This window comes from Bacillus sp. SSR7, from assembly GCF_055902415.1.
In genome coordinates, this window is the sequence record NZ_JBVVXV010000005.1 from 125,930 (window position 1) to 139,010 (window position 13,081).

7 protein-coding genes are annotated in these 13,081 nt (G+C 36.7%); 4 read left to right on the plus strand and 3 right to left on the minus strand.

The genetic code is table 11. The features are described from left to right. Positions 1–194: 194 nt before the first annotated feature. The 3 genes from AC0NJG_RS12055 (at position 195) to AC0NJG_RS12065 (ending at position 5,927) form a co-directional block, all read left to right on the plus strand. On the plus strand, positions 195–2,294 hold the full coding sequence (locus AC0NJG_RS12055; RefSeq protein ID WP_474063093.1) for a vWA domain-containing protein: 2,100 nt from the start codon (positions 195–197) through the stop codon (positions 2,292–2,294). 78 nt (positions 2,295–2,372) lie between these two features. Further along, positions 2,373–5,735 (plus strand): tubulin-like doman-containing protein, encoded by a 3,363-nt coding sequence (locus tag AC0NJG_RS12060; protein WP_088327578.1) that lies wholly within the window; start codon positions 2,373–2,375, stop codon positions 5,733–5,735. Positions 5,736–5,792: 57 nt separating this feature from the next. Then, positions 5,793–5,927: a hypothetical protein gene (locus AC0NJG_RS12065; RefSeq protein ID WP_001116173.1), complete on the plus strand. Its 135-nt coding sequence runs from the start codon at positions 5,793–5,795 to the stop codon at positions 5,925–5,927. Between the two features lie 81 nt (positions 5,928–6,008). Here AC0NJG_RS12065 and gerSC read toward each other — a convergent pair whose 3' ends face one another. The 3 genes from gerSC to gerSA are packed head-to-tail and all read right to left on the minus strand — an operon-like array spanning position 6,009 to position 9,778. Continuing rightward, on the minus strand, positions 6,009–7,145 hold the full coding sequence (gene gerSC / locus AC0NJG_RS12070; protein WP_474063094.1) for a spore germination protein GerSC: 1,137 nt from the start codon (positions 7,143–7,145) through the stop codon (positions 6,009–6,011). Next, a complete protein-coding gene (locus AC0NJG_RS12075) occupies positions 7,146–8,243 on the minus strand; it encodes an endospore germination permease (protein ID WP_474063095.1) in 1,098 nt (365 codons plus the stop codon). After that, positions 8,240–9,778: a spore germination protein GerSA gene (gene gerSA / locus AC0NJG_RS12080; protein WP_474063096.1), complete on the minus strand. Its 1,539-nt coding sequence runs from the start codon at positions 9,776–9,778 to the stop codon at positions 8,240–8,242. Before gerSA ends, AC0NJG_RS12075 begins: the two co-directional genes overlap by 4 nt. Before the next feature lie 363 nt (positions 9,779–10,141). On the opposite strand from gerSA, the gene fdhF reads away from it, so the two are divergent. Then, positions 10,142–13,081: a formate dehydrogenase subunit alpha gene (gene fdhF / locus AC0NJG_RS12085; protein WP_173602115.1), complete on the plus strand. Its 2,940-nt coding sequence runs from the start codon at positions 10,142–10,144 to the stop codon at positions 13,079–13,081.

Below are 13,081 nucleotides of genomic sequence, written 5' to 3' on the forward strand. Positions count from 1 at the left end.
TGTAGAGCTTAAACAGGCTTTTTTACTTATAGTATCGGATAGAAAACGCTAGAAGGAATCATATTCAGTTTTTATAACTGTTTACATAATAAAGTTATGCTGTGTTCGTTGTCCTAAAATACAAGTCATATATCTTGTATCCTCTCATAAATTTAAACATAGGAATTTGTCTACAAAGGTGGCGAAGCCTCATCATGAAAATTCGAATTTGTGCCACATTCATGTTGTTTCTATTTATATGGTTACATCCTTTTTGGACTTTTGCAAAAGGAGAGGAGGCAAAGGAAAGGGTCGTTTCACTTGTATATGATGATTCGGGCAGCATGAGAAATAACGATCGCTGGAAATATGCCAATTACGCTTTGCAAAGTTTAGTTGCGCTATTAGATGAAAAAGATACATTTTCTTACGTTCCAATGAGCAAGCCGAATGATCCATTAAACATTTCGTTAACGAAGGATAAGAGACAAACAGAAATTGAGGGAATTGGAGCGTGGAAAACGTATTTAAATACTCCGTTTAGCGCAGTAGAAACGGCGATGCAATCTATAAAAAAGGAAGCAGATATAGATGGAAAACGTGAATTTTGGCTTATTGTCTTAACTGACGGGGCATTTAATGATTTAGAGAAAGATAAGGTTGGCGGAAAAGAACAAATTACACAGAAATTAGCACAGTTTAAGAAGGATATGGATGCAAAAAAGATCTCATTACATCCAATTTTAATTACGATGGAAGAGGATTTAGGACAGCAAGAAAAGGCGCAACTAAATACGTTTAAAGAAATATGGAAAAAAGAGATAAATGGAGTTACGATGCCATCTAGTGGAGAGGATGGTATTGTGAAAAGCGTCAATCAAGTGGCGGCATTAGTTGCAAATCGTGATCCGTTCTCATCTGTTGAATCGATTGTAAAAACGAAAGTAGTAGGAAAGAAAGTAGAGATTACAACACCATTTCCATTAAAGCGTATGACGCTTGTGCGACAATCGCCTTCTCTGCCCGATTATCAGGTCACACAAATTTCTAAACCATTACAATTACAATCTTCTTTTTCCATACATGCACCAGGTGAAGCGAAATTGTTCGGAAATATAGTTCATATAAGTACGGAAAATGAAGAAGTTATTAAACCAGGAACGTATACGATAGAAGTGGACCGAGATATTGAGAAAGAAGGGTTACAAGTACTAGTCGAACCGGCGCTTAATTATACTGTTTCTACTTATGACAAAGAGGATAAGGATAGAAGAAATGTTGAGGAAATGTATGAAGGTGTGACGGTTGTTATTGAAGCAAAACCTACTGAGTTGCCAGTTCAGTCTTCTTACTTTCAGGCAGAAGTAGAAATAGACGGAAAGCAATATACGATGAAGTGGGACGATAAAAGACATGTATTTTATTACGAAACGAAGCTTACTAAAGGATTAGTACGTGGGAAAGTTCATATGAACATAAAAGGATTTTACAGACAGACGAAAGAATTTAAAATCGAAACAACGAAAAAGCCTGCATTATCTCTTCGAACTGTCACGAAAGATTATGAAGAAAAAGTAACGAATTTAGAAAATAGTAAACCATTTATTATACAACCACAGTTAGATGATAAGCCGATGACAGAAGAGGCTGTAAAAAAACTATTAAAATCTACTGGTGTCACATCTAAACAATCAATCAACTATGAAATAAAACAACATGGTAATCAAATTTATATTTATCCTCGCCCTCATTACTCCGACACATTCAATTTTACAGATACCGGCACCGTAGAAGCTACCATCGTAGTGCAGGATTCAAAATTACAAGAAGTAAAGAAAAACATAACACTCCATATTCAAAATGCACCGTTTTATGAAAAATATGCGCTTATTTTTAAGTTTGTTATTCCTATCACTTTATTACTGTTAATAGTAGGGATAATCGTTTTAGGATGGATTGTCCGTCCAAGATTTCACCGGAAAGCATTATTGTATTACGAATGGGATCAAGAAGTAGCGAAAGATTGGTTATATCAATCTGAGCCAGAATTACTTAAAAATAAATGGTGGAAACATTATTTTGGCATTCCGTTTAGAGCGGAAAGGAAGACAGTGCAATCCGTTACGTTTATAGCAAAGAAAGGATCGAAATCGATATTTGTAGCGAAAGAGTCACAAGTTGTAGGAATGATTATTGATGGGATGTTTATAACAGAGGATGAGGTTGGAATGGAACATAAGACGCTGTATCCAAATGAACTTTTAGTAATTGATAGAGGATATGGTAAAGAAATTTATAGGTACGAGTGTGAATAGTAGATAGGGTGAAGAGGGAGGTTTTTTGCTTTCTCTCCCTCCTTTTTTCAAACAAGCAAGAATAGGAAGGTGGTTCACATGACGTTACAAGTTCCAACGATATTAATTGGTTTAGGGGGAATCGGTAGTACTGTGACACATCAAATATATGAAAGGCTGCCTGAGGATCGCCGAAAAAAAGTAGCAATGCACGTATTTGATACAGATGTGAATACATTGAGTAAATTTGATCATATTCGAAAATTTAAGACGCAAACGAGTTCGAGCAAAACGCCTAGGGAGTATATTGCAGGAGATCCAACGATTCCAGAATGGTTTCCAATGGACCCGACTATACTTGATAAACCACTGACAGAAGGGGCAGGACAGTTACGCGTTATTTCCCGTTTAGCGTTACGTGCTGCAATGAAAGAAGATAAACTCACGTCCTTTTGGCAAGAAATTGAGAAGATTTTTCCGGTTACGAGCGATCAAACAGAATATGGGGTGCGTGTCATTATCGTAACATCACTAGCGGGCGGAACAGGTTCAGGAATGTTTCTACAAATTGCATTATATTTACGTGAAATGCTTCGGAAAAAACTGCAGCATCACAACATTTTAATACGCGGTGCATTTCTAATGCCGGATGTGTTAGTGAAGACGAGAACGGTTAGTGCGAAAGAGTTTGAAACGGTGCAAGCAAATGGCTATGCCTCGTTAAAAGAATTACATGCTATTACGCTCGGCTCTACTGGAGAATTATCAAAACGCGGCGGGGTTACGATTGAATTAGAGTATCGACCGGATCAAGTAGATGAAGACGGAAGAACGAATCATACAATTAAACAACATCATTTACCGTACAATTATTGTTTCTTATACGATTACGAAAATTTACATGGACACCATCTGCACAATTTATCAGATTATATGGAGCAAATGGCAAATACGATTTATTTACAGTTATTTAGTCCGATGTCTGCAAATCATTTTGCACAGGAAGATAATCAAATTCAGCAATTAGCAGAATCGAGCGGGAAAGGGCGATATTGCGGGGCAGGAACAGCAAAGATTATTTATCCGTATGAGCACGTGTTAAAATATTGTGCTTTAAAATGGGCAGTGCAAGGTTTAGATGAATCTTGGCTTCATTTAGATCAACTGTTTCAAGAGAAGAAACAAAGATACGATCAAGATGTAAAACGTGGTATGCAGCGTGAAAAGCCAGAGCGTGGGAAGAGTTATTTAGAAGATTTAGAACATCTTGCTACTCGTCCAGAGCAGGCTCATATTTTCTATAGACAAATGTATAATGAAACGCGTGAAGGAGCAGAGGGGGGTAAGGTCGGTGTTGCGAAATCTAAACTGTTTTTAGAAGCTGTTGAAAGCTATGTACAGCGTACGGTACAAAAAGACGAGGAATTAAATCGTCTGCAGCATGAGTGTAAAATTTCGGCTGCGAAACTGAAAATGATGGAACAAATGAAAGGTGAAGTAGCAAGGGTGGATCATGCGGTTCGTTTATATGCGTATGCGATTCCGAGCCGCGTACATGAACATGTAACGACACTTTTATATGACATGATTGAATCCGACCGTTTTTCACCAAGTGGTTCTGAAGGACAGTCATATCAACTAAATACATGGTTTTTAAAGAAAACGGACTCTGTTCATCCAGTAGCAGCTCGTTTTATGTTGTATGAAATTCGAAAGCAGTTAGTAGAGAAAATGAATCGTTTACATGAAAATAATGAACAAAAGCGTAATTTAATTCAAAACTACGATAAGAAATTTAATGTGAGTAACATTGATGGAACGGTAACAGCTGTACGCCGAGTAGAAATTGCGCAACAACAAGGTTGGTTTGGAAAAATGATTAATAACCAGCAGCGTTTATTTAAAAAGGAATTTGAAGATATTGTAACGCAGTACGTACACAAATTAAACGAATACCGTAAAGAAATGCTATTAGAACTCGTTTATCAATCACTATATCAAGCAGTTAATAAAATGATTCAATATTGGGAAAGATTTTTTGATAATTTACATGAAACACGTGAAAATTTATTGTTCGAAATTCAAAAACGAAGCAAAGAATTTGAAGGGAAAACAAATCCAACGAATGTATACGTATTAGCGGAAGAGAAGTTACAAGAAAAGATATGGCAAGATATGCAACAACATTTAAATTTAGGTGTATTACCGAAAGATATATGTGCGGAAATTTATATGAGCTTATACGGGGAATATTGCCGGGATGCGAAAACAGAAGAGATTCAATCGAAAAAGGTAGAAGACTTTTATCGTGAGCACATACTAAGCTATTGTTACGATGAATTACAAATACGCTATCGCGATAAATTAGAGCTGAACATCGTTGAAGCATTAAGAAAAGAAGCGGATTATAAGAAGCGTGATCGTGATGAATATGTTCGTGAAAAAATTGAAGACTTGTTCCATTTAGCAAGTCCATTTGTACCGAAAGTTTCTCATCATAGGGAATTACAATATTGGGGCATACATCCATCTTTAAAGAAAGAACTGCAAGAGGAATTAATGCAAGAAATGTTTAAAGAAAAAGATACAGTAAATGAAGCTTTTTCACCATTTGAGGTCATTTGTTATCGTGCGCATTACGGTTTGTCATTGCAAGACTTTCCTAAGCTTTCGTCTGGACATATTGCAAATGGATTTATGAATGATAAAGGTGATTATTTTCAGTCGTACTATCGCCGAGTAAATAAGTTGAATAGTAAAAAATCTAGTTTAACGCCGCATTTAGATAAGTATTGGCACTTACCGGCATTCATGCCAGACTTAAATGCAACGCAAACGAAGTTAGATTATGATAAATGTAATCGAGCTCTTCTATACGCGTATATGTATCGCTGGATAAGTTTAGTTGCTGTTGATGGTCAGTTCGTGTATCAATATAACGGTGTTGGACGTAGCTTCTTAATTCAGTCGATGGGGAAAAATATTTCAAGCGAAAGTTATAAATTACACAGAGCATTGCTTCATAACCCATTTATTTATGAAAACATCTTGTCCAGATTTGAAGAAGAACAAGAAAAGGCGATGATACAAGGTGGACATTTATATACGCATCCATTTGTATTAGGTGCTCAAGATATTAGATGGCTACGTAAAGAGCATGTCCATAATATTTTAGATATGATTTTAATGTATGACCGTGAAGCGAAATATGATCCAACGTTAGAAGAAACTTCTGATGAATTATTAAGACTGTTCCTTGATGAAATTGAGTTATATTTCCAAAACTATTACGGTACAGGTGCCGATATGGTTGCCAAGAAAGAGAAAGAGATGTTTATTAAACAATTATGGGATCGTTCGTACGCGAAAGGATATGTAGATCCAAATAGTGCTCCTTATAAAAAGTGGCAAAATTTATTAAGCGTTCATGATGAAGAAGAAACGCCAAAAACGAATGTATAATGAATGAAAAGGGAATCCTTAAAAGTGGCAATACAACTTTAGAAAAGAGGGATTCCGATGCCGTTTTTAGGAAGTGTATATCAAATATTTGGATTGTATCCGGAAATTTATTATGGGATGATTTCAGCTGAAATTGCGGAGCAGCAAAGATTGGAACAAGCGGAAAGTGAAGAACAAGAAACAGAAGTGTAACTGTATAAGAAGCTTCAAAATAAAAATGATAACACGCTACTTACTCTTTAAACGTATAAGAGCAAGTAGCGTGTTTTTTTGCTATTTAATAATCCCATTTTCTAAAATTTTAATAGTAGGTGCTACTTTTACGTTAGCTTTTGAAAAGGCACTCGGCCAATCGTCTTCAACTTTTTTCCATTCTTCATATTGAAACGCTCTCGCATAATCACCAAATCCGAATGGATCAAGCTGCTGTTTTTGAATGTTGTGGATTAAATCGTTCAAATCTTTGTTTAGTTGTTTTGTAATAAGAGAAGTTAATTTCTTTCTATCTTTGTCTATATCCATATTGAATGTAAGTTCAGATACAGCGATTTTTAAATCCATTTTAACATTAAATTTGAAGCGGTTATCGCTATAGTCTGTATGGATATCACGATTCATGCTAAGAACATTTATTGTTACGAAATCGCCGCCATCGGTATCTTTTAAATCACTATTACTTTCAACTGAAGTAGAAGGGATTTTCAATGTAAGCGAAACCGGTGTATTCGCTTTCTTTTGTAACAAAAGAAGAAGGGCGCTTTCATAACGATTTAATGACATTTTATAAATTCCGCGAGAGGTTAATAGCGCGGAACCGGTAACGATAACATCTTTTTTACCTTTTTTTACTTCTGAAATAGCAGGTGTGATACCTTTATTAAACGTTTGCCTGTGAAATTCATGGAATGTCGTAAAAACGGTCCGATTGTACAGTTTGTTCGTATTAATTAAATCTGTTAAATACTCGGGAAGGGCAGGCTTATCTTTAAAGTTATTATATATAACTGAAGAAATTGGACCATCTACTGCAACCATGCGCATGTTTCCAGTGTTTTTAGGATCACGATACCAAACATCAAGGTAAGGCATAGCCCCTTCTTGTTTTAAAAAATTTGTGCTAAATAAAATGAGCTGTAACTTTTCTGTAGATACTAAACCGCCACTTGAACTATTAAACGTTGCTTTTGCTTCTCGAGGTGTACGTACTTTCGCTTCATGTGTTTCGTACTTTTTTTCTACGTCTTCATTAAAAATAGGATTTACGTGGTACACAATTAATTTTCCTTTTGCTTTTTCGTCAAAGCCGTAAATTAATGAAATTGATTGTTTTTCTAAGTCGAGTCGATCTCCACAGCCTGTTAAAAAGGTTATGAGAAAGTAAAGTGTAGTGAAATGAATAAAGCGCCTCATTTAAACTCTTCTCCTTTTCCAATGCTGATAAAGTGTCATGTATGAGAGAAATATGACTGGGAATAGAAAAACGATAAAATAACTGGCAGTTCCCCAAAAGTCTCGCAACGCATTTATTTGGTAAGAGGAAGGGATATAAAAGAATAGAACGAAAATACACCCGAATAATAAAAACCAAATAGGTAAGGAGCTCCCTTTTTTGTTAAGTAATTGATTGATTCCATCTAAAGCAGTAAATATGTAAGGAATACAAGAATCAAAAATAATGAAGAGATAAAAAGATAAAAAGATAATTTCAAACCGTTCAAGAAATGAAAAGTGAAATGGTGTAACAAGAGAAAGGCTGGGCCATAAAAACTTTGTTATACCGTCTGGACTAAAATAAACGAAAGAAACGAACGTGACTTGAAGATAAAGAAATAGTGTAATTAAATTTGCGATAACAATCCCTTTTTTGGCAGAGGATTTGTTATTCAAATAAGGATAAAGGACAAATGCAAACTCAAATCCAAGAAATGCAATAATAGTTGATTTTACGGCGTTTAAAACTGGTATCCAGCCCTCTTTAAGAAGAGGGAGAAGGTATATCCAATGCCCATCTTTAAGAGGGATAAACAATAGCAAAGGCATCCACAGTGTGAAAAACACAGTGAAAACAGCGTAGCGACTTATAATAAGAACACCTTTACATGCGAGCATAAGCATCGGAATAGATAGTAAAATCATAATTAAAAACATTGGAGTTCTAGGTAAAATCCAAATGTGAATAACATACAGGAGGGAAAAAACTAAGGAAACAGCTGCAAGTACAGCATATAAAATCCAAAAAATCATTACTACTCTTCCTAGCCATTTCCCAAGATAATGAGTTAGCACATCGAGTAAAGTATATCCAGGATGCTTTTCTATGATTTTTACAATACATAGACTGACTAAAGTAGTGATAGCGCATCCAATAATAATAGACATCCAGCCATCTGTATTCGCCCCTTGTGCAACTTCACGTGGCAGTGTAAGTACACCGAATCCTACTTGAACACCACTAATTGTTAAAATGTATTGAAATAAACTAATCTCCCTCTTTGCACGCTTTTTCACTTATCTTCCTCCGTTCCTTCTATATCGCTTTGTCGATTCTCTTGTTTTAAGTTAAGGGATAGTGGGCGCTTCTTCATTATTTTCCATGGTAAACGTATAAGAATATCTTTTAAATCCGAAGCAAGTAACGGAGAAAAAGGACTACCATAAGGAACACCGAGAGATTCCATAGAAAGTATATGAATAATAATGATTGCCATCCCAACCATAATGCCAATGACACCAAATAAAGAGGCAATTATCATCATTGGGAATCGAAGAAGTCGAATTCCTGCAGACATTTCTAGGTTAGGGATGATGAAAGAAGCGACTGCAGTAATAGATACGACGATAACCATGACATTACTTACTATTCCTGCTTGAACTGCAGCTTGTCCGATGACAATCCCTCCTACGACGCCAATGGTTTGTCCAACGGGACCCGGAAGCCGAACTGCAGCTTCGCGGAGCATTTCAAGTACTAATTCCATCAAAAGTGCTTCTAATATAGGAGGAAAAGGAATTTTAGCTCGAGATTCTCCAATCGTCAACAATAATTTAAGTGGAATCACTTCATAATGAAAGGAAATCATAGCAATGTAAAGAGCAGGAGCAAAAATTGCAATAAATAATCCAGTGAAACGGAGTAATCGTATAAAAGATGGAATCATTGGTCTGAAACTGTAATCATCTATCGTCTGAAAAAAAGCTGAAAAAGTCATTGGTCCTATTAATACGCCTGGTGAACGATCTACAACAACAGCAATTCGCCCATCTAGAATATGATGTGCTGTTGTATCAGGGCGCTCAGTTATTGATAATTGCGGAAAGAGAGTATAGGAATTATCTTCAACAAATCCTTCTAATTCTCCGGTAGTAAGAATGGCATCTACTTTGATTGATTCGATGCGGCAGGCCATCTCTTGTACAACATCTTCGTTTGCAATGTCTGCTAGGTACAGCAAAAAAACTTTTGAAGTAGCTCGTTCACCAACAGTGAATTCCTTTACTTTCAATTCACGATTTGGAATATATCGACGAATAAGTGCAAGGCTGTCGCTCGCTACTTCATTAAATCCTTCGTGTGAGCTTTTTATGGCGCTCTCTGTTGTAGGTTCTTCAATGCTCCTTTTGGGTGCCGCTTGTGTATCAAGCTCTAAAGCGGATAGTTGCCCGTTTATAAATAAAATACTTTTGCCGTGTAAAAGAGATTGTTCAATGTCTGTCCACTGCTCAATCTTTTTAATATTTCCGATAGAAACAGAGGCTTCCCAAAAATCGTCTTCATTCCACTCTTTAAATAGGAGAGGACGAAGAATGTTTACGTTAATAACAGTTTTATCTACAAGTCCTTCCATATATATAAGTGAAGCTTCCTGTCCGTTTTTTAATGGAAAAGTGCGTGTTATTAATTCTGGAATACCGCTAAACAGTTTGGACAAGTGCTTTAAATTAAGGGAAAGGGAAGAAGAGATAGATTTATTTAATGTGTGATCAGCTTGCTCTTGGGTAGAAAAAGATTTTTCACCACGAATCCATTTATTAAAAGACCCCATTTGTTTGCTTACTCCTTGTTATGTTTTATCCCGATGGGGGAGGGCTGATAATCAGTGGGATGAAGAAAACCCCCACTGATTAAAGTTTCACTTTATATGGGTTATTATGGATAGTTCCAAGCTGACATATGCGTAGTTTAAATTTTATATTGTATATTTTTAACTTTAACGCTATAATTATAGTGTTAAAGATGGAATCGTGATATGACCTGTTATGAATCTATCGTTTTATTTATGAATAAATGGATTGGTATTTTAGCAAGATGTGCTAATAAACTACTCCACCATGATAATAACGTGCCGAAATGTGGTGCGTATATTTTCGTGGTGGAGTTTTTTTATTCTCAAAAAGGGGGAAAGACCATGAATAACAACATGGTTCATATTACAATTGACGGAAAAAAGTATACAGCGGAGCCCGGTTCAACGATATTGGGTGTTATGAACGAGAACGGGATTGAACATCCGCAAATTTGTTACGTGCCAGAAGTAGATCCTATTCAAACATGTGACACTTGTATTATAGAAGTTGACGGAAAGTTAATGCGCTCTTGTTCGACAGTAGCGACAGAAGGTATGAACATTGAACGTAACTCTACTCGTGCGAAAGAAGCACAAACAGAGGCAATGGATCGGTTATTAGAAAATCATTTATTATACTGTACAGTATGTGACAACAACAATGGGAACTGTAAACTGCATAATACAGCAGAATTAATGGAAATCGAACATCAAAAATATCCTTATGAACCGAAAGTAGATGTAAGTGAAGTTGATATGACGCATCCGTTTTATCGCTATGACCCGAATCAATGTATTGCATGTGGTCAATGCGTTGAGGTGTGTCAAAACTTACAAGTAAATGAAACGTTATCGATAGACTGGGAAGCGGAGCGACCACGAGTGATTTGGGATGAAGGAGTAAATATTAATGATTCTTCATGCGTGAGCTGTGGTCAATGTGTAACGATTTGTCCTTGTAACGCTTTAATGGAAAAAACGATGCTTGGTGAAGCTGGATTTATGACGGGATTAAAACCAGATATTCTTGAACCAATGGTAGATTTAATTAAAGAAGTTGAGCCTGGATATAGCGGTATTTTTGCGGTATCAGAAGTGGAAGCGGCCATGCGTGATACTCGTACGAAGAAAACGAAAACAGTATGTACATTTTGTGGTGTAGGGTGTTCATTTGAAGTGTGGACGAAAGGACGTAAAATTCTTAAAGTACAACCTTCTTCTGATGCGCCAGTTAACGCAATTTCTACTTGTGTAAAAGGAAAATTCGGTTGGGACTTCGTAAATTCTAAAGAACGAATTACGAAACCTTTAATTCGTAAAAATGGAACGTTTGTTGAATCTACATGGGAAGAAGCATTGAATGTAGTTGCAAGTAAATTAGGAGCGATTAAAGAAGAGTACGGTAAAGATGCTATCGGTTTTATTTCTTCATCTAAAATTACGAATGAAGATAATTATGTGATTCAAAAATTAGCTCGACAAGTATTTGAAACGAATAATATTGATAACTGCTCACGTTATTGTCAATCACCAGCGACAGACGGATTATTCCGTACAATTGGTATGGGCGGAGATGCTGGAACGATTAAAGATATTGCACAATCTGGTCTTGTTATTATTGTAGGTTGTAATCCGACAGAAGGTCATCCTGTTTTAGCTACACGTATTAAACGTGCACATAAATTACACGGACAAAAATTAATTGTGGCTGATCTTCGTAAAACAGAAATGGCAGAGCGTTCAGATGTCTTTATTAGTCCAAAACAAGGAACAGATCAAGTATGGTTAATGGCTGTTACGAAATATATGATTGATCAAGGTTGGCACGATCAACGATTTATTGATGAGAATGTAAATTTCTTTGAAGATTTCAAAGAGAGCCTTACAGCATATACACTTGAATATGCAGAAGAAGTGACTGGTATTTCGCAAGAAACACTGATTCAAATGGCTGAAATGATTCGTGATGCAGACGGTACATGTATCCTTTGGGGAATGGGTGTAACGCAAAATACAGGTGGATCTGATACTTCCGCTGCGATTTCAAACTTACTACTTGCAACAGGTAATTATCGTCGTCCAGGCGCTGGTGCATATCCGCTTCGAGGCCATAATAACGTACAAGGTGCTTGTGATATGGGTACTTTACCAGGATGGCTTCCTGGATATCAGCACGTTACGAACGATGTGGAACGTGCGAAATTTGAAATGGCTTACGGAGTGAAAATTAATAGTGAACCAGGTCTGAATAATATTGAAATGCTTCACGCGATTGACGAAGGGAAAATGAAAGCTATGTATCTTGTTGGAGAAGACATGGCTCTTGTAGACTCTAATGCGAACCATGTACATGAAGTGTTATCAAGCCTTGATTTCTTCGTTGTGCAAGATGTTTTTTTATCTAAAACAGCTCAATATGCAGATGTTGTATTACCAGCAGCGCCATCTCTTGAAAAAGAAGGTACTTTCACTAATACAGAGCGTCGTGTTCAAAGACTATATCAAGTTCTTCCTACGCTTGGAGATGCGAAGCCAGACTGGTGGATCGTGCAGGAAGTTGCGAATAAATTAGGTGCAAACTGGAGTTATAGCCATCCAAGTGAAATTTTTGCTGAAATGGCAAGTTTATCACCACTATTTTCACAAGCAAACTATGAAGTATTGGAAGGGTGGAATAGTTTCCATTGGGGAAGTTTTGATGGAACGAATACACCGCTTCTTTTCCAAGATGGATTTAACTTCCCAGATAAAAAAGCTCGTTTTGCGATTGCTGACTGGGTACGCCCAGCTGATTTCCCAGCTGAATTCGACCTTCATATTAACAATGGTCGTATGCTTGAGCACTTCCATGAAGGGAATATGACAAATAAATCAACAGGTATTCAAACGAAAGTACCTGGCGTTTTCGTTGAAGTTTCTCCAGCACTTGCAAAAGAACGTGGAGTGAAAACTGGTTCATTAGTCCGTCTTGTCTCTCCGTTTGGAGCGTTAAAATTACGTGCACTTGTAACAGACCGTGTAAAAGCGAATGAGTTATATTTACCGATGAACTCTACAGATAATGAAACAGCAATTAATTTCTTAACAGGTCCTGCCGTTGATACGCGTACGAACACACCTGCTTATAAACAGACGAAAGTGCGTATGGAAGTGCTAGAAGTTGATGGCGAAAATCCGATGCCAAAAGCGAATCCGCGTAATAAAAAACGTCACCCTCAAGCTGGCATTGAGGTATATCGTAAGTGGGCACGTCCAGGGTATGTGCATTTAACGGATAAGTAG